The following is a 19,074-nucleotide window of genomic DNA, read 5'->3' on the forward strand; positions in this document are numbered from 1 at the left end:
GGGTAGGCCTGGGATGGAGAAGAGTAGGCGCGCGTCACACTCCCACCCGATCGGGTGGGGGCCCTGGCGATTACTCGATCAGCTGGGAATCGCGGGCCTTTGCAATCGCCTGCGTGCGGCTGTTCACGCCCAGCTTGGCGTAGATGTTCTTGAGGTGGAACTTTACCGTATTTTCGGTCAGTTCGAAGCGGCGAGCGATTTCCTTGTTGGCCCTGCCAGAGGCCAGCTGTTCGAGAATTTCCTGTTCGCGCGCGCTCAGCAGACTGTTGTCCGACAGCGGGCGCACCGCACGGCGATGCTTGGTCACCTGCGAGACGAAGTTCAGCAGGAGGATGCTTTCCTGATTGAGGCTGAGATCGGACTTCACCCCAGCAAGGATCGCCGTGATCGGCTCCAGCCCGATGAACGGGCCGAACGCCCGCTCGGGTGCGGCGATCACCAGCGCCTCTCGCAGCCTTGCGACCGAGTTGTCCTGCTTGTCGAGCTGCCACAGCAGCAGTGCCTCTGCCACCAGCACGCGGATGGCGAACAGACGCGCTCCGCGCTCCTGCGCATCGGCGATCGCCCGGCGCACCGCGCTCGCCGCAACGGACAGCGACATCGCCCGCGCGATCGCGAGGTTGCTGGTCGCCATGAGATGGTTCTGCCAGTCGCGCGCCGCCGTCTTGAGATCATGCGAGGAGACCCATTCCGACACCTCGCCTGCCAGCCGCGTCACCTCTTGGGCATGGCCGCGCAGATAGGCCGCGCGCAGCTTCAGGATTTTTGCCTGCCGTTCCAGCCGCGTCAGGTTGCGACGCTGGGCAAGGCGCAGCATCCGGTCGCAGATCTCCGCAGCAGTTGCCAGATCGCCATGCTGCTCGCTTGCAGCAAAAGCCGCGTCCAGACCGACCAGATAGATCTCGCACCACCCGTCGTTGTTCTCGATATGCGCAAGCGCTTGCGAGAAAGCGTCGATATCGCTCTGATCGGTTTCCCCGCTCCATGTCCGGATCGCGAACTCCATCACCTGCGCCATGCGCTTGAGGCCGCTATCCGATCCGAAATTGTTTTCGGCCAGCTCCAGCGCCTGTGTGGTGTTGGCTTTCGCCAGATCGAACTTGCCCCGGTAAAGAGCCAGCGTTGCCGCATGGAGGTAGCAGTAATTGAGGCCCAGGACCGAACCACTCTGCCGCATCTCGCGAAAGGCAAGTTCGAGATTGACTTCCGCCCGGTCCAGCTCGCCGGTGGAGAACAGCGCAATCACCGCCTCGCACAGCAAGGTTCCGGCTTCCAACGGGGTCCACTCGTCGAGCTGGCCCGGCATGTCGCGCCGCGCCGTTTCCAGCGTCCATTCGCGGGTGTCTTCGTAAGCCCCCAGCATCGCGCCAACCAGGCGGCGGTCGCGCTGGTACAGCTCTTCCCCGCCGGTCGAACGCAAGGCCTGCGAGGCGTCGAGCAGGCCGCGCGCCTCCTGATACTTGCCGTCCTTGCACAGCAGATAGGCCTTCGCCAGCATCAGCCGCGGGCTGCCCGAGAACTGCATTTCGGGCACCAGTCGTAGCAGCGTGCGCATCACGTTGATGCCCTCGGTCAGGATGATCGACCACCCGCCAGCATCGAGTATCAGCCGCTCGACCAGCGCATTGTCTTCGGCCAGCCGCGCATAACGCACCGCAGGGATCAGCTGCCCTTCGCTTTCGAACCAGCGGCTCGCCGCCTGATAGATTTCGATCGCCCGGTCGGGGGCTTCGGCGAACAGCGTCTCGCGCAGGTACTCGGCAATCAGATGGTGCAACCGGATCCAGCCGCCGCGCGCTCCGGTGGGGACCAGCAGCGCGTTGATCGTGTCCAGCTCGCGCAGCATCGCCAGGCTGTTGCGGGTGCCGCGCACGGCATCGGCCAGCGGCGCGTTGAACTGTTCGAGCACGCTCATTTCGAGCAGGAACTCGCGAACATCATCCTCCAGCGAGTTGAGCACCTGCCGCGTCAGATACGAGGCGATCAGGCCGGAAGACACCTGAGGCTTAAGCGCGACATTGGGCTGGGCCTGCTTCTTCACACGCGCAAGCTGGACTGCAACCGGCCATCCCTCGGTCAGCTCGAAGATCTCCAGCGCGAGGCTTTCGGGGATTTCGCTTCCCAGCGCGGCCCATGATTCCTCTTGGGTCAAGCGAAGCTGCTCCGCGCCGATCTGAATCGCATCGCCCGCCGCGACGAAGCTTGCCACGTCGATCGCCGGAGGCACGCGGCTGTTGAGTACGAGAGAAAAGTTCTCCGGCGCTTCGCGGATCATCTGCTCAAGCAGCGCATCGGTTTCCGGAGAAGCCGCGAGGTGCATGTCATCGAGGATCAGCACGCACTTATGGGCCAAGGCGGCGATGCGGCGCATCAGACTGCTGAGAACAACCTTCGGGCGCGAGTCTGAAAAGCCGTTGCGCGCAGCCGCCTCGAACTGGTCGAGATCCGCGCCGGCGGCCGCCAGTGCGAGCGTCACATAAGACAGGAACTGTTCGGGCGCGACGTCGGATTCATCAAGACTCAGCCATCCATAAATATCGCCCGAGGCATCCTTTGACGCGTACCACTGGTACAGCAGCGACGACTTGCCGAACCCCGCAGGCGCAACCAGAAATACCGCCTTGGTCGCCACGCCTGCTTCAAGACGTTCAACCAGACGCGTCCGGTCGACGAGGCTGACGTTCGGCCTGCTGGGCATGAACTTGCTGGCCACGATCCAGCTTTCATCCCCGCCAAAATCCTCTTCGTCCGCCATTTCCTGTCGCCACCCTTCCGTCGACCCACTGGCATAGCGTGACGGCGCCGAGGGTGCCAGCGGGGCACCGTTGCGGCCTGCGGGGATGCGCGGCGGGGCGTTCACAGGCGGTTCTTGAAGACGCTGCCATCCTTCACGATCAGCGGCATGTGCGCGCCCTGCTCCTGAAGGACGCCAAGATCCTCGAGCGGGTTGCGGTCGAGCAGGATCATGTCGGCGATAGCCCCCTTGGCGATCACGCCCAACCTGCCTGACTGTTGCAGGATCTCGGCGTTCACGCGGGTCGCGGAATCGAGGATCTGCGCGGGGCTTTCGGCCTGAGCGCGGATCGCGAACTCACGCGACTGGTGATCGAAGCTGTCGCCGAGCAGATCGGTGCCAAAGCCGATCTTCACCCCGGCCGCGCGGCAAATCCTGATCGAATTCAGCCCCGCCTCGCGCACCCGCGCCAGCTTTTCCAGCATCTCGCCGCTCCAACCGCTTTCCTCGGCGGTATCGCTCAGCACGTCGTAGGTGCTCAGCGTGGGGACGAGATAGGCCCCCTTGCTCGCGGCCAAAGCGGCGGTTTCCTCGTCGATCATATTGCCGTGCTCGATCGAGCGAACCCCGCATTCGAGCGCCACCCGGATCGCATCGGCGGTATAGGCATGGGCCATGACATAGGTGCCGCGCCGCTGCGCCTCCTCCACGATCACCGCGATTTCCGACGGGCTGTACTGGTTCTTGTCGAGCGGATCGTGTGGCGAGGAGACCCCGCCCGAGACCATGATCTTGATCTGGTCCGCCCCCCGGCGCAGCTCTTCGCGCACGGCCCGGCGCACATCGTCGATCCCGTCGGCAATGCGCGAGGTGAAGGCCAGGGCGTGCTGGCAATGGCAGACGTCGCGATCGTCGGTCAGCGCGCGAAAATCGCCATGGCCGCCGGTCTGGCTGAGGGCTCTGCCTGCGATGAACAGCCGAGGACCTGCAATCAGTCCATCCTCGACCGCCCGTTTGATACCCCAGTCGGCCCCGGCAGCATCTCGCACGGTTGTAAAGCCGCGTTGCAGCATGCCCTCCAGAATGCGGCCCGCCCTCGCGCTCATCAGAGTGGGGGGCACTTCGTTGAGGCGCGCCAGATTGGCATCGGCAAGGAATGGGTGGACGTGGCAATCAATCAGCCCCGGCAGCAGGAAGCGGCCGCCGCCTTGGATCCTCTGGCCGTCCTCGGCGCCAAGGCTGGTGCCGATTTCGGCGATTTGATTCCCGAGAATCGCGATATCGACAGGCTCGGAAGCGGTCCCCTTATCCGGCGCAACGATCCGCACATTCTCGATTGTCAGTTCGCCCATCTTCGCACTTGTCCCATCTGCCATTCCCGTAGAATCAGTATCATGCACGGCATGCAGTGATCTGGTAGCTATCCATTCGGGTGGCCTTGATTGCCGGGTCCGCCTCCCGCCAATGGCGACCGCTCGGCAGCAGGCGACGGATCGAGCGGCAACCATATGCCCGCACATCCTTGGTTTGAGGCATGCGCCAAACTCGACCGACCGCGAAAACAGGGCAAATACAGCAAGAACCACTGTCTCCCGTTCGCTGAAACTGAATAGCGGGGGCACCGGTTCTTGAACCGAAATGCCCAAAACACTTTCTCGCGCGGACAATCCGCCAGCGGGCAGCCGCGGCTATCCCAGCGGTAAGGGATCACCTCGTCGATCGCAGCGCATCGGCGAGGTGATCGCAGGTAAGGCTTCCGATCAACGGGAGGCGCCGGGGGAGTCGCATGGATTATTCGGATCACGTGGCCATTCAGGGCCATCTCGCCAAGTACTGTATCCTCGTCGACACGGCGGAACCCGCCGCAATCGCGGAGCTGTTTTGGGACGATGCCCGACTGGAGTTCGGCGGGGAATATGAAGGCAAGGACGCAATCCTGGCCTGCTTCGAAGCCTGGGCGAAGGATATGCGCGAACCCATCGAAGGGCTCCGCCACTTGCTCCACATCCCGCATATCGAGATCGACGGCGAGACCGCGACTTCGAAGTCCTACGCCGATGCCGATGGCCACGCGAAGCGCAGCGGCAAGCCGATCCGCAACCGCGCGATGTATGTCGACGTGCTGGAGAAGCGCGAGGGCGCGTGGAAATTCAGGGACCGCCGGATCGTGTGGATGCGCGGGCTCGACGGTGCCGCGCCGCCAGCGGGGCACTGAGCCTGCCACGAGCCATGCCAATCGCGAATGAAGGAACGACGATGAACCAGCAGCCCGGAGAATACGCGATCAAGGAACTGCTCGCCGCTTTCATCTGCGGCGAGATTGCGGATGACGATGCGGTGTCCTTCCCCGCGGGCATCCCGGAGATCCGCGCCGGGGTTTTCCTCGCCAACCTGATGCACGCGCCGAACCTCAAGATCCAGACGACAATGTCCGCCGTCAACGTCAGCCAGGCGGACCGGATGGAGGATTTCGATTCCGCGATGGACTGGCGCTTCCACCGCTTCGCCGAAGGGTACTACCTGCACCACGAATGCTTCGACTTTCCGGCCAAGCATTCGACCGCGTTCTTCGTCGGCGGGCTGCAGATCGACAGGTTCGGCAACACCAACCTGATCGGCACCGGAAGCGACCCGAAACACCTCGATTTTCGCGGGCCGGGCTCGCTCGGCTCGACCTCGATGGCGACGCAGGCGGGCCGCTATTACATCTACACCAACGCCCATTCGAAGCGCATTTTCGTCGAGAAATGCGACTACATCTCTGCCTTCGGCTGGGGCGAGGGCGGAGCAGATGCGCGCAGCAATCTGGGCCTGCCCGGGGGCGGCCCGAAATACGTCATCACCCCGCTATGCGTGATGGACTTCGAAGAGCAGACCAAGGCGCTGCGCCTCAAGCATCTCCACCCGGGCGTGTCGAAGGACGATGTCGTCGCGAACACCGGATTCGAGGTGATTATTCCCGAGGCCGTCGAGACCACGCCCGTGCCGACAGCGGACGAACTGCACCTGCTGCGTGAGCGCGTCGACATTGCGGGGAGGCTGCGGAACTAGGCCGGAGAGCCCGGTCCGAAGGTGACTATTTTTCTTGTCTGTGCGGACCATCGGGGGCGGCGCGGGTGCTGACATACCGCGAGCCATAAGAAGAATGCGAAGGGGGGAGAGGCCCGTGGAATTCAGCAACATCATCCTAGAGACGTCGGATCGTATCGCCACGATCACGCTCAACCGGCCCGCTGCGCTCAACAGCCTTAGCGCCGCGCTGCTCGGCGAGCTGGAAGCGGCGCTGACGAAGGTCGAGCGCGATGACGAGATCGACGTCCTGATCCTGACCGCCGCCGGTGAGAAGGGCTTTTGCGCGGGGATGGACCTGCGCGATTTCGAGGCGGGCAAGACCGATCTTACCTCGACCAAGCGCGTGCTCGACAAGCTGGAGGACTTCGCAAAGCCGACGATCGGCGCGATCACCGATGGCTATTGCATCACCGGCGGGCTTGAGTTCGCGCTGTCATGCGACATTCTGGTCGCGTCGGACAAGGCGGTGTTCGGCGACACCCACGCGCGCATCAACGTGAGCGGTGGCGGTGCGACCGCGCGGATGCCCCGGCTGATCGGCCTGATGCAGGCCAAGTACCTGATCTTCACGAGCCAGTTCATCGATGCCCACGAAGCCAAGCGGCTGGGGCTGGTGATCGAGGTGTTCCCTTCCGCCGAGCTGCTCGAGGGGGCACGCGCCATGGCGGGCCGGATGCTCAAGCAGAACCAGCCGATCCTGCGCAAGATGAAGGAACTGCTCAACCGCAACTGGCGGACCGATCTCTACGGCGCGTGGTGCCTCGAAGAGGCCGAGTGCCGCCGCGGGATGGAAGCCCAGATGGCGAGCGGTTTCAAGATGGACGAAGCGGTCGGCCAGGCGCGGTCCGAGGCGGCTTCGAAGGCGCAATAGCGTCGCGCCCCAGGGGCAGGGAAGCTCGGGGCGATAGAGACAAACGGGAGAGTGAAGGCAATGCAACGGTTGAGCGGCAAGGTCGCAATCGTCACCGGCGCGGGCAGGGGCATCGGACGCGCGCATGCGCTGGCGCTGGCCGCGCAGGGCGCCAAGGTGGTGGTCAACGATTACGGCGGTGAGCTGGACGGGGAGGGCGTCTCGACCAGCCCGGCAGCGGAAGTCGTCGCCGAGATCGAGGCGCAGGGCGGCGAAGCGGCAGCCAATTTCGGCAACGTGGTGGAGCCCGACGGCGCGCAGGGGATCGTCGAGACGGCGCTGGAGGCGTTCGGGCGGGTCGATATCTTGGTCAACAATGCCGGGAATTATCGCCCCAAGATGATCTTCAACATGCCGTTCGAGGATTGGGACGCGGTCGTGAAGGTGCACCTCTACGGTCACTTCAACTGCATCCGCGCGGTCGCGGGCCTGTTCCGCGAGCAGCGCGGGGGGCGGATCATCAACACTGCCTCCGAGGCGTGGCTGGGCGAAGCCGCCGTGTCGAACTACGGCGCGGCCAAGGCGGGCATCGTCGGGCTGACCCGCGTGGTCGCCCGCGATCTGGGCAAGTACGGCGTCACCTGCAACTGCATCGCCCCGCGCGCGTCGACCCGGATGACGGCAGGCCTCGCCTTCGACCAGAGCGCCGAGCGTGAAGGCCTGTCGGATACGCTGGCCAAGCTGCAGCCCGAAGATGTCAGCCCGCTGGTCGCCTACCTTGCGACGGACGAGGCGAAGGACATCAACGGGCGCGTCTTCCTCGCCAGCGGGGGCACGATCGCGCTGTTTTCCGAGCCGAAGCCTGAACACACGATCAGCAAGGATGGCCGCTGGACGGTGGACGAGCTCGCCCGGCTGTTCCCCGAAACGCTCGCCGCCGGGATCCGGAACCCGGCCCCGGCGCAGGAGAGGTGAGCGCGATGGGTTCGCTGAGCAACGTGTGTTCGATCGTCGGGATCGGGGAGACCGATTACCTCGTCAACTCGGGTCGCGATCCGCTGCTCCTCGCGCTGGAAGCGATCCGCAAGGCGGTCGATGACGCGGGACTGGAGCCGAAGGATATCGACGGGATCGTATCTTCCTCGATCGATGCGTCGGGTTCTGAGCAGTTCATCGCCTCCAACCTGGGCTTGTCGAACGTCAGCTACACATCCGAGGTGACGGGACTGGGTGGAGCGGCCTGCGCAACAGTCGCCCACGCGGCGATGGCCGTGGCGAGCGGCATGGCCCATACCGTGGTCTGCTTCCGGGCTTTCACCCCATACGACTTCACCGTGGGGGCCAAGCACAACCAGTCGACGCTGTGGGCCAAGGCTTCGGGCGTCGGCGAATTCCTGCGCCCGTTCGGCTGGTCGGCGATGGTCGATACCTTCGCGATGAATTGCCGCCGGCACATGCACGAATACGGCACGACCAGCGCGCAGTTGGGCGCGATCGCGGTCGCGATGCGCAAGCATGCCTCGATGAACCCGGCCTCGATCAGGTCCGAGCCGATCACGCTGGAAGACCACCAGAACTCGCCCTTCATCACGCAGCCGCTGCGCGAACTGGACGGCCTCATTTCCAATAATGACGGTGCCTGCGCGATGATCGTCACCACGACCGAGCGGGCGAGGGACCTGCGGCAGAAACCGGCGAAGATCATGGCCGCCGCACAGTCTCTCGGCTCGCATCCGGGGCTGTTGTGGGAGCTGTCGCCCTTCAAGCCGACCATCACCGAGAGCGAGGCTGCGCATATCGCGCCCCGGCTCTACGCGATGGCGGGGCTCACCCCGCAGGATATCGACGTCGCGCAGATCTACGACTGCTACACCTACACCGTCCTGACGATGCTGGAGGACTACGGCTTCTGCAAAAAGGGCGAGGGCGGCAGCTTCGTGGAAGGCGGGCGGATCGAGATCGGCGGGGAGCTGCCGGTCAACACCCACGGCGGCCATCTGGGCGAGGCCTATATCCACGGGTTCACCCACATCGTCGAAGGCGTGAAGCAGATGCGCGGCACTTCGACCGCGCAGGTCGAGGATGCCGAGACCACTCTCGTCGCCAGTGCCGTTCCCGGCCCCACCAGCGCGCTGATCCTGGGGAGGTGATGCAATGACCGACTATGCCAAGCCGCTGCCCAAGGTGACCGACGAGTCCGCGCCTTTCTGGGAAGGGTGCAGGGCGCAGGAACTGCGCATCCAGCGGTGCGATTCCTGCGCGCGCTTCCGCTTCCCGCCGCAGAAGATGTGCCGCCACTGCAACTCGGTCGAGTTCACCTGGGCCCCGGTGAGCGGGAAGGGGACGGTCTACAGCTTTACCGTGCCGACCAACACCTCGCCCGGCGAGTTGCCCGCGCGCGGTTTCGACTATCCATACGCCGTGGCGCTGGTCGAACTGGAGGGGACCGACGGGGTCCGGATCGCGAGCAATATCGTCGATTGTCCGGTGGACGAGATCGCCATCGACATGCCGGTCGAGGTCACCTTCGACCAGGTGACCGACGAGATCACGCTGCCGAAGTTCCGCCGGGTCTGACCTGCGGTTGCCATAGCGAAAGAGGGACGAAGACGTGCGCAAGAGCAGAATTCTTGAAGAGGACGATGCGCTCGACCTGATCGAAAGCGGGATGACCGTGTCGATTGGCGGGCACCTCAATTCGGCGCACCCGATGCTGCTGATCCGCGGCATGATCCGCCGGGGCCTGCACGATCTCACTATCGTGACCTCGGCGCAGGGCGGGCCGGAGATCGGCTTCCTGATCGCCGCGGGCTGCGTGCGCAAGCTCATCACCTCGGGCGTGCATGCCGAAAGCCTCGCCGCAATCGATCCGTGCTATCGCTACGCCGCGCAGAGCGGCGTGGTCGAAATCTGGGAGGCGGACGAGGGCATTTGCTACGCCGGGCTGAGGGCCGCTGCGCAGGGGCTGCCCTTTACTGTGTGGCACGGCGGCGTGGGCACCTCGATCCCCGATCTCAACCCGGACCTGAAGGTCATCGAAGACCCCTTCACCGGCAAGCCGATCTTGGCGGTGCCCGCGATCAAGCCCGATGTCGCGATCCTCCACGCGGCCTGCGCGGACGAATACGGCAACGTCCAGCACATCCACGGCTGGGGCGACCGCGCGCATTACCGCGCGGCGGACAAGACGATTGTGCAGGTCGAGAAAATCGTCGCCAATGAGGACATCCGCCGCGATCCCTCGCGCACCTCGATCATCGGCGCGGATGTCATCGTGCGCGCTCCCTTCGGCGCGCATCCCTTTGCGAGCCCGGGCCATTACCTGGAGGACCGCGAGTTCATCGGCGAATATGTCTCCACTGCGAGCCAGGCCCACAAGACGGGCGAAATGGCCCCTCTCGATACATTTGTGAAAGAGAGATTTGCTTCACCCGGCAACCATGTGGAATACCTAGAAAACATCGGGTTGCGGCGTTTGCTGTCGCTGCACGAATACTGAAAGCCGGCAGGCGGATAAGGCCCGATAAAGGGCCGGGCGTCATGTCGGTCGAGGAGAGGAAATGGGCCTGCTGCCATGCTGGCCACCATCGCAGCGTCGCCCCCGGGCCGCGCTCCGGGGTGGTGGATGAAATATACGACCTATTCCGGGTTCCAGGCCATCGTCCGGGCGATGGAGCATTACGGCATCGCGCGTGAGGCCGTGATCGACGAGCACGGAATTGCGCTCCCCGAGATTGCCGATAGCGGCCAGCATATTTCCCCGAAACTGACCGAGCAGTTGCTGCGCCTCGCGGTCACCGAGATCGACGATGCGGCCTTTCCGCTCAAGGTCGCGGAATTCATTTCGCCCAGCACCTTCGGCGAATTCTCGCTCGGGCTGCTGACCAGTTCCAGCCTGCGCAACTTCCTCACCCGGCTGACGAAGTATTACCCCTACATCGCGACTACGCAGAAGCTGCGCCTTGTGCGGGGCACGGACGAGGTCGTCCTCCTGAGCCATTTCGCCGAAAAGTCGATCGACGAGGATCTGCGGTCGGTCTGGACCGAAGTCACCCTCGCCTTCGTATTCCGCTTCATGCGGCTGATGGGCCGGCCCGATTACAAGGCGTCGAAGATCGAGCTGACCCGCCCGTTCTGCGGCCAGGATATCGCGAGATATCGCGACTTCTTCGGTGTGGAGCCGACCTTCGGCGCCAGCCGGAATGCGATGCATCTGCCGCTGGCGGGCCTCGACGAACACCTTGCCAATGGCGGTTCGGAAATCGCCATCGAATACGAGCTGCGGATCGCGGACAAGATTTCGGCCATCGAAGACAGCAACCTGCCGCTGCGGGTGCATGCCCTGCTGGTGAGGGAGCTGCCCCGGCAAATCCTGTCCAAGGAAATCGTCGCGTCGCATTTCGCGATGAGCCCCAAGACCTTCCAGAACAGGCTGGGGGAGGCGGGGACGAGCTACCAGCGCCTGCTCGACGAGGCGCGGCGCGAGCTGGCCGAGCTGTATCTGCCGTTTCCGGATATCACGCTGGCCGAGGTTGCCGATCTTGTCGGCTATTCCGATGCGAGCAATTTCTGCCGTGCCTACAAGCGCTGGACCGGGCACGTTCCGCGCTCGGACTGACAGGCCTCAGCGCTTGCCGAAGGAATCGATCAGCTTGCGCGATTCCTCGGTCAGCACCAGTTCCGCCTGAACCCGGGCTTCGTCGCGCAATGCCTCGTCGAGCGTTGCGGTCGCGGCGAAATCGAACTGCCGTTTCATCGCTGCGAGTGCCGGGGCGGTTGAGTTGGCGATCATCTCCGCCGCGATGGCTCTCGCGCCGTCGAGCAGCTCGTCTTCGGCAAAGACCTCCATTGCCAGCCCCCAGTCCTTCGCGGTCTCTGCATCGAGCGCGGCGCCCGTCAGCGCCATTTGCCGCGCGCGGTGCTGCCCGATGGATCGCATCAGCGTCCACGAAGCGCCCAGATCCATGCCCACGCCGATCTTGCCGAAGCTGAGGATGAACCTTGCGGATTGCGCGGCGACGATCAGGTCGCAGGCCAGCGCGAGGCTGCATCCGGCCCCGGCCGCCGGGCCCCTTACCGCTGCAATCACGGGCAGGGGCGAACCGGTGATCCGCTGGGCGAGTGGATTGAGATGATCGTTGATCCACGTCTCGAACGCGCCATCGCGCATGTCGACGATCTCGGACGTCAGGTTCGCGCCCGAGCAGAAGCCGCGCCCCGCGCCGGTCAGGACCACAGCGTCGACCTGCGCGCTCCGTTCGCACTCGGTCAGCGTGTCGAGAAACGCGGTCATCATGGCAGGATTGAGCGCATTGAGCGTCTGCGGATCGTTCAACGTGATCGTGGCGACACCATCTGCGATGTCCGTGTTCACATAGCCGCCCATCATGTCCCTCCAGCGCCCGCGCGCTTTTTCGCGCTGGCGCATCCCTACCCTACGCGACGCATCAAATGGGGCAGCAATTTCGGTCATACCGGCGATTCCGCGCCCGCCCATGGGAGCGGCCAAATACGCTGCCTGTTGTGACCAATAGAATTGTCCGGGCAGACAATCCGGCTCGTCCCGAATGCCATATTGTCGGGAGACAGAGGCACCTGACCCGACGCGGGCAGAACAGGGGCCCGAAACAATCAGGCCTGCCCGGATCCCGCCGCGATGCGGGGCCGGAAAACGATCGAAGGATCGCAGCTGGCCGGTGAGGGAGAGTCGGGCATGCTCATGGCATCCGGGGAAGTCGATCTGCTGGCCGCTTTCCGGCGACACCGGGCGGAAAAGGGCGACGAGCCCTACCTGATAGATCGCGGCACCCGATCGTACACCTGGGCAGAAGGCGTCGATCTCATCGAAGCCATCGCCAGATCGCTTGCTGCAGTCGTGGGCGGTCGGGGCGAGCGGGTGGCGATCCTTTCGAACAATTGTTCCGCCTGGGTCCTGGCCGACTGGGGCATCATGCTCGGCGGCCATATCTCGCTGCCGCTGTTCCCGTCGATGACCGCGGACAAGGTCTCCGGCGTATTCGAAAGGGTCGGGCCGCGGCTGCTCTTCATCGGCGAGGCGGCTAACTGGGAAGCGGTGAAGGCCGTGTTGCCCGCTGGCATGACCGTGGTGGCGCTGCCGCACATCGAGCCGCCCGAGGGTGCGATGTCCTTCGCCGAATTCCTGCGTGCCGGCGAGGGCGAGGAGATGCCCGTGGACGTTTCGGCAGACGACCTGTGCACGCTGATCCTGACCTCGGGAACGACCGGGCACCCAAAGGCGGTGATGCATTCGCAGCAGTCGCTGACCAACATCGCGACCTCTTTCGTCAAGCTGACCGGTCAGGACCGGCTCGAGGACATTCACCTCTTCTGCCACCTTCCGCTCGGCCATATCGGCGAGAAGACGGTCAGCGTTTACCAGTCCGTGCTGACGGGTGCGACGATCACCTTCAGCCGGGGCCCGGCATTCTTCCTCGAAGACCTCCGCCATGCCCGCCCGACCCTGATGCTCGCCGTGCCCCGCTTGTGGGAGCTCCTGCTGGGGACCGCGTCCGAGAAGTTCGGCCTGTCCGCCGCGCAGGTCTCGCAACTCGCCGCGAACCCGGATCCCGAGCTCGGTCGGAAGGTGCGGGAATTCCTCGGCGTGGACCGGGTCGAATGCGCGATCAGCGGCGGGGCGATCTGCCCGCCCTACGTCAAGAACTGCTTCAAGGCCTTCGGATTCCAGATTTCGGACTTCTACGGGCAGACCGAAATCCTTCCGCTTGCCTATGACGGCGATGGCGAGGCGAACGACAGCGTCGGCCGCGCCGCCCCCGAATTCGAGCTGCGCATCGCACCCGATGGCGAGATCCTCGGTCGCGGGCCGGGCATGGCGCTGGGCTACTTTCGCGACGAGGAAAGCACGCGCAGGACCTTCCGCGACGGCTGGGTCCACACCGGCGACAAGGGCCGGCTCGACGATGCCGGCAACCTGTTCATCACCGGCCGTGTCAGCGAGGAATTCAAGACCGCAAAGGGCAAGTTCGTCGCGCCCGGCCCGATCGAAAAACGCTATTCCGGGATCGCGCTGGTCGAACAATGCGCGCTCGTCGGCCTCGGGCTGACCCAGCCGGTCATCCTGTGCACCTTGAGCGCCGCCGCCCGGGCGATGGAGCGTGCCGAGATCGAGCGCCAGCTGCTGGCCGGGACCGACAAGCTGAACCAGGAGCTCGAGAAGCACGAAAGGATCGCCGGCATCCTGATTTGCGGCTCGCCCTGGACCATCGAGGACGGCCTGCTCACGCACACGCAGAAGATCATCCGGCCCAAGCTCACCGAGAGGTTCGCGGACGAGATCGACCGGTTCGATGTGCCGCTTTCCGCAGGTGAGCGGGGCATCGTGCGGTGGGCCTGACCGGCCGCGACCGACCGCTCCGGCACCGCCTCATTTTCTGATCACAACGCACGGCAGATTGGCAGCACAATGTCCGACATTTCCAGATACGGCTTCGATGACGAGTACCAGCAGCTGTTCGATATGGTCGATCGCTACGCGCGGGAGAACCTGCACGAGCTCTCGGCCAAAATGGACGACGACGACTGGTTTCCGAAGGACGAGTACGCCAAGCTCTCCCAACTCGGAGTACTCGGCATCACGCTGCCGTCGGAATTGGGCGGCGCCGGAATGGATGAGGCCGCGCAGGCGATGGTCGCGCACGCGCTCGCCAAGTGGAACCCGTCGCTTTCGCTCAGCTACCTCGCCAGCGACAATCTGTGCGCCAACAATCTCAACCGCCACGGCAGCGATTTCCTGCGCGAGAAATACCTGCCCGGCTTCTGCGACGGCACGATTCTGGGCGCGCTGGGCATGACCGAGCCGGGCGCGGGCTCCGATGCGCTGGGAAGCATGGCGACCCGGGCACGGCGCGACGGCGACAATTACATTCTCAACGGGCGCAAGCTCTGGATCACCAATGGCCCCGAAGCCGACGTCGTCCTCGTCTATGCGAAGACCGACCCCGAGGCGGGCAACCGGGGCATATCCGCCTTCCTCGTGGAAACGGGTTTTCCCGGTTTCGGGGTCGACAAGAAGCTCGACAAGATGGGCTATCGCGGCAGCCCGACCGGTGAGCTGGTGTTCGAGGATTGCGTCGTGCCCGCAGAGAACCTCGTCGGCGAAGAGAACAACGGCGTGCGCGTGATGATGAGCGGGCTGGACCTCGAGCGGGCGCTGCTCGCCGCCCACTGCGTAGGCATTTGCGAGCGGGCGCTGGAACTGTCGATCGACTGGGCAAAGAACCGCGAGCAGTTCGGCACGGCGATCGGCAACCAGCAGCTGGTCCAGCGAATGCTCGCGCACATGTATACCGATACGGCTTCGGCCCGAAATTTCTGTTACCAGATCATCCGCGAGTGCGAGGGGCTCACCGACGATCAGGTGGGCCGCGGCGAAATCCATATGCGCACCGCTGCCAGCGTGCTGCTGGCGGGAGGCGCAATCAACCGCGTGCTCGACAACGGCATGCAGATCCATGGCGGGATGGGCTTCATGCGGGAGATCGAGATCAACCGGCTCTACCGCTGCGCCAAGATACTCGAGATCGGGGCCGGCACGCGCGAGATCCGCGAGCTGATCGTCGGTGGCGAACTGGTCAGGTAGGTGGCGAGCCTTCGCGTCCCGATGCGACCATCCGCCCACCCGAAATGACCAACCGAATTGCCACTTATGATTTTCTTGCCGGGTTAGCCTGAGGGCACTTGATCGCAAGTAATGGCTGAGACGTCCGACCGAACCAGGGCGCCAGCCGGGAGAACAAACGCCGGAACAACGCGGCGTATCGGGGAGGATAGCGCGATGCACAAGACTTCTAAGACCACGCGGCGGAGCAAGCTGCTCTTTTCGGCGTGCGCACTGGCACTGGTCACCGGGTTCACTGCGACTGAAGCGTCGGCGCAGGTGGAGGGATATTCCAACGAGATCATCGTCACGGCGCGCAAGAAGGAGGAGAATCTCCAGGACGTCCCGCTATCGGTCGCGGCACTGGGCGAAGAGCAGATCGACGCCCAGAAGATCCGCGACCTGTCGGACGTTTCGACCGGGATACCTAACGTCTCATTCCAGGATGTCGGCACGCAGAAGGGCACCGCCAACTTCTCGATCCGCGGGCTTGGGATCAACAGCTCGATCCCGTCGATCGACCCGACCGTCGGCACCTTCGTCGACAATGTCTATCTGGGGGTGAATGCTGGCCTCGTCTTCGATGTCTTCGATCTCGAAGGGATCGAGGTTCTGCGCGGGCCGCAGGGCATCCTGTTCGGGCGCAATGTCACCGGCGGCGCCGTACTGCTCAGGACGAAGCGGCCCGGCAACGAGTTCGAAGGGCAGGCCCGTGTGGCCGTCGACGGTGGCGGCGATGGTGGCCTGAACACATATGTCATGGGCAGCGTCGGCGGGCCGATCGGCGACAATGTCAGGGCCAAGATTGCAGGCTATTACAACAAGGACGACGGCTGGTTCGAGAACCTCAACACGGGCGAGAACTTCGGCAAGCTCAAGCAGTTCATGATCCGCCCGGTGATCGAGTGGGAGCCGAGCGCCAACACCGAGCTGTTCCTGAAATACGAATATACCGAGATCGACGGCGACGGTCCCAACGGCCAATCGCACACCAACGGATCGGGCGTGCCGGGCTCGCCCGTCAATTTCGATCGCGACAGCTTCGACTTCAGCATCAACACCGAAGGCTATCACCGCTCCAAGAGCCATTTCGCGACCGCCGAATTCAGCGTGTTCGTGGGCGCGAGCGGGCAGATCACCAATATCGCCGGATACCGCAACCTGAGCCAGGATTCGCTCGCCGATCTCGACGCGCAGCCGATCTCGCTGTTCGACGCCCGGTTCCAGGTGGAATCCGAACAGTTCAGCAATGAATTGCGCTACACCGGCCCGGTGGCCGAAGGTCTCGATCTCACCGCCGGGCTCTACTACTTCCAGAATCAGGTCGGCTATGGCGAGGGCCGCCGCCTTCTCGGCGCAGCCACGCCCACCGGTGCCCCCGCACTGACGCAGGACGGCGGCGGCGATTACAATGTGAAAACCTACGCCGCTTTCTTGACGGTGGACTATGCGCTGAGTTCGCAATGGTCCATCCTTGGCGGGCTGCGCTACACCTTCGAGGAAAAGTCGGTCGAGATCGCCTCGCTGAGCCTCAACGTGAACTCGCCATGCAGCATCATCGATGACACCTGTGCCTTCGACTTCACCGACGACGCGAGCTGGAAGAGCCTCGACCCCAAGATCGGGCTGAGCTTCGAGCCGCGCGGGGATGTACTGATCTATTCGCACTGGGCGCGCGGGCACCGTTCGGGCGGATACAACCTGCGCAATACGGCTGCCGACACGGCGAACTTCGGGCCCGGCCCCTTCGACCAGGAGACGGTCGACAATTTCGAGATCGGCTGGAAGACGAACTGGGATTTCGGGCGCATCAACGGCGCGGTGTTCTACAACAATATCCGCGACATGCAGCGCGAAGTGCTGCTGACCGACCCGACCTCGGGCGTGGTTCAGCTGGTCCGCAACACCGCCGATGCGGAGATCCTCGGCTTCGAACTGGACGGGGTGTTCTTCCTGTCCCCGTCGCTCGTCCTCGATGCCTCGATCGGCTATATCGATGCCGACTACACCGACATCTTCTTCGACCTTTCGGGCGACGGAGTGATCAACCAGACCGATTATGAGCTGGCCATTCCGCGCGCGGCGGACCTGACCTGGTCGATCGGCCTCAATCACGATCTGCCGATCGGATCGTGGGGTACGCTGTCTTCCAGGGTCAGTTACTCCTATCGCGCCGAGGAGGCCTTCTCTGACGATAATCGCGGCTATATCGACCCGCAGGACATCCTGAATGCCGGGCTCGATCTTCGCACCACGGACGATCGGTGGACCTTCTCGATCTACGGTCGCAACCTGCTCAACAGCGTGAAGCATGGGGGCGATGGGCAATTGCCGTCCAATCTCGGGCCGTTCCCCCTTGGCGGAACCTTCGCTCCGCTCACCAAGGGACGCGTGATCGGCGCGCAGATCACGCTGGATTTCTAGGATGACTGGGCCGATCCGCTCAGGTCGACGGACATGAGCGGATCGGGGCCTGTCGCAACTGACCGGGCGGATCAGGGGACCTTCCGATCGCCTGCAGTCGGCCGTGCGGCGTCTGGAGGCAGGCGATAGCGGTGCGGCGCCCCTGCCATATACGGAGAGTCGGCTCTCGGCCCAATTCCAGCCGTTCCGAAGCGCTTTCGACAGTCATCTATGCCGCGAGTGTAGCCGGACAAAATTTGCGGCCGTGAGAGCATCGCTTGCGGGCTAAAAACCGACCACCCAGGCCTCGTCCGCCGGGGTCTTCCCCAGAGCGACTGCACTCCATGCCTGCTTCACGGCATCGGCACCTTCCTCGCGGTGGATCGTCAGCCAGTCGCGCGATTTCAGCGCGGTGTCTTTCCAGAAGTCGTGCGCGCGCTTTTCGAACACGCCCGCGCCCCACTCCTTGTGGCGCTTCTGGATATGGCCGGGCGCAAAGAACATCTCGCTGCGGTCCCGGATGAAGCCGCGCGGCATGGTGTTCGCGTCATAATGGGTGACGCCAACGTTGGAGGTATATTTCATGGCGTCGCCCAGATGCTGGTGCAGCCGCCCGAGCACGCCGCCATCGCCGGACATGTCGATGATGACGGTCGGTATGCTCGCGTCGATATTGTCCAGCGCGTCGTAGGTCAGGACCTCGTCGTAGAGGCCCAGCTTTTCGACCGAAGCGGCATTGCGGGGCGACGTGACGCCGACGCTCCTGGGCGCAGACGCATCGGCGGAGATCGCATAGGCGCAACCGATTGCGGTCTTGGACGACGCGCTCAGCACGACGACCTGCCTGGCGCCGTACCAGTCATGGTCCTGCATGAAGTCGTAGATGCAGAAGGATGTCGCATAGAGCGGGAACAGCACCATGCGCGCATCGTCCAGGTCGCCGTCGTAGCCGGGCTCTGTGGCGACACGGGTGTAGGAATTGTACACCGGCGGCAGCCCGGCGCGATGCTCCGCGCCATCGACGAAGCGGCCTTCGCTGACCTTTGCCGGTTGCATGACGAGGTGGCTCGCCATGGGGAAGAAGCCGTAGATCCGCTCTCCAACCGGCACCTCCGGATGGGTGGATTCAACGATCTCGGCAAAACCCCATACGGGAATGACGCCCTCACCCTCGCTTTCGGCGGGAAAGAACTTCCAGTATCCGATGCGCTCTCCCATCACGCCATAGGTGACATTGTTGGCGGTCAGCGCGAAGCGGTCGATCCGCGCGAGGACCTCTCCATCGTTGAGCGGTGACAAGTCCCGCGTTGCGATGCGGCCATCGGAAAGGTCGTTCTTGCGGACAACAAATTGGGTGATCGTGGTCATGGGCGGGTT

At 64.0% G+C, this 19,074-nt stretch carries 15 protein-coding genes; 11 read left to right on the top strand and 4 right to left on the bottom strand.

Annotated elements, in window-relative coordinates:
• Positions 1-70 precede the first annotated feature (70 nt).
• Both ADAD_RS0102195 and ADAD_RS0102200 read right to left on the bottom strand, forming a co-directional pair.
• Positions 71-2,755 (bottom strand): LuxR C-terminal-related transcriptional regulator, encoded by a 2,685-nt coding sequence (locus tag ADAD_RS0102195; RefSeq protein ID WP_010408712.1) that lies wholly within the window; start codon positions 2,753-2,755, stop codon positions 71-73.
• Between the two features lie 101 nt (positions 2,756-2,856).
• The gene (locus tag ADAD_RS0102200) at positions 2,857-4,086 is read right to left on the bottom strand and encodes a metal-dependent hydrolase family protein (protein WP_010408714.1); all 1,230 of its coding nucleotides are present in this window, start codon (positions 4,084-4,086) and stop codon (positions 2,857-2,859) included.
• 434 nt (positions 4,087-4,520) lie between these two features.
• On the opposite strand from ADAD_RS0102200, the gene ADAD_RS0102205 reads away from it, so the two are divergent.
• The 8 genes from ADAD_RS0102205 (at position 4,521) to ADAD_RS0102240 (ending at position 11,274) form a co-directional block, all read left to right on the top strand.
• Positions 4,521-4,949 carry a nuclear transport factor 2 family protein gene (locus tag ADAD_RS0102205; RefSeq protein WP_010408716.1) on the top strand — a complete coding sequence of 143 codons (429 nt, stop codon included), beginning with the start codon at positions 4,521-4,523 and terminating at the stop codon, positions 4,947-4,949.
• Positions 4,950-4,990: 41 nt separating this feature from the next.
• Positions 4,991-5,785, top strand: coding sequence for a CoA-transferase (locus tag ADAD_RS0102210; protein WP_029139841.1), 795 nt, complete (start codon positions 4,991-4,993; stop codon positions 5,783-5,785).
• 115 nt (positions 5,786-5,900) lie between these two features.
• A complete protein-coding gene (locus ADAD_RS15390; protein WP_010408719.1) occupies positions 5,901-6,677 on the top strand; it encodes an enoyl-CoA hydratase/isomerase family protein in 777 nt (258 codons plus the stop codon).
• Between the two features lie 60 nt (positions 6,678-6,737).
• The gene (locus ADAD_RS15395; RefSeq protein WP_033193086.1) at positions 6,738-7,631 is read left to right on the top strand and encodes an SDR family NAD(P)-dependent oxidoreductase; all 894 of its coding nucleotides are present in this window, start codon (positions 6,738-6,740) and stop codon (positions 7,629-7,631) included.
• A 5-nt stretch (positions 7,632-7,636) separates the two neighbouring features.
• Positions 7,637-8,806: a thiolase C-terminal domain-containing protein gene (locus ADAD_RS0102225; RefSeq protein ID WP_029139842.1), complete on the top strand. Its 1,170-nt coding sequence runs from the start codon at positions 7,637-7,639 to the stop codon at positions 8,804-8,806.
• A gap of 4 nt (positions 8,807-8,810) precedes the next feature.
• Entirely contained in the window at positions 8,811-9,233 is a 423-nt protein-coding gene (locus tag ADAD_RS0102230) for a Zn-ribbon domain-containing OB-fold protein (RefSeq protein ID WP_010408724.1), read from the top strand.
• Between the two features lie 34 nt (positions 9,234-9,267).
• Entirely contained in the window at positions 9,268-10,155 is an 888-nt protein-coding gene (locus ADAD_RS15400) for a CoA transferase subunit A (protein ID WP_010408725.1), read from the top strand.
• Positions 10,156-10,281: 126 nt separating this feature from the next.
• Positions 10,282-11,274, top strand: coding sequence for an AraC family transcriptional regulator (locus ADAD_RS0102240; protein ID WP_158005181.1), 993 nt, complete (start codon positions 10,282-10,284; stop codon positions 11,272-11,274).
• 6 nt (positions 11,275-11,280) lie between these two features.
• On the opposite strand, the gene ADAD_RS0102245 is transcribed toward ADAD_RS0102240, so the two are convergent.
• Positions 11,281-12,084, bottom strand: coding sequence for an enoyl-CoA hydratase/isomerase family protein (locus ADAD_RS0102245; RefSeq protein ID WP_010408730.1), 804 nt, complete (start codon positions 12,082-12,084; stop codon positions 11,281-11,283).
• Between the two features lie 285 nt (positions 12,085-12,369).
• On the opposite strand from ADAD_RS0102245, the gene ADAD_RS0102250 reads away from it, so the two are divergent.
• The 3 genes from ADAD_RS0102250 (at position 12,370) to ADAD_RS0102260 (ending at position 17,718) form a co-directional block, all read left to right on the top strand.
• Positions 12,370-14,031, top strand: coding sequence for an AMP-dependent synthetase/ligase (locus ADAD_RS0102250; RefSeq protein WP_158005182.1), 1,662 nt, complete (start codon positions 12,370-12,372; stop codon positions 14,029-14,031).
• A 69-nt stretch (positions 14,032-14,100) separates the two neighbouring features.
• Positions 14,101-15,276, top strand: a complete 1,176-nt coding sequence (locus tag ADAD_RS0102255; RefSeq protein ID WP_010408737.1) for an acyl-CoA dehydrogenase family protein — start codon at positions 14,101-14,103, stop codon at positions 15,274-15,276.
• Positions 15,277-15,471: 195 nt separating this feature from the next.
• A complete protein-coding gene (locus tag ADAD_RS0102260; protein WP_010408739.1) occupies positions 15,472-17,718 on the top strand; it encodes a TonB-dependent receptor in 2,247 nt (748 codons plus the stop codon).
• Positions 17,719-17,982: 264 nt separating this feature from the next.
• Here the strand turns inward: ADAD_RS0102260 and ADAD_RS0102265 are convergent, their stop codons facing one another.
• The gene (locus tag ADAD_RS0102265; RefSeq protein ID WP_010408742.1) at positions 17,983-19,065 is read right to left on the bottom strand and encodes a DUF2855 family protein; all 1,083 of its coding nucleotides are present in this window, start codon (positions 19,063-19,065) and stop codon (positions 17,983-17,985) included.
• Between the last annotated feature and the right edge of the window lie 9 nt (positions 19,066-19,074).

It is taken from the genome of Citromicrobium sp. JLT1363 (genome assembly GCF_000186705.1).
Classification (GTDB): domain Bacteria; phylum Pseudomonadota; class Alphaproteobacteria; order Sphingomonadales; family Sphingomonadaceae; genus Alteriqipengyuania.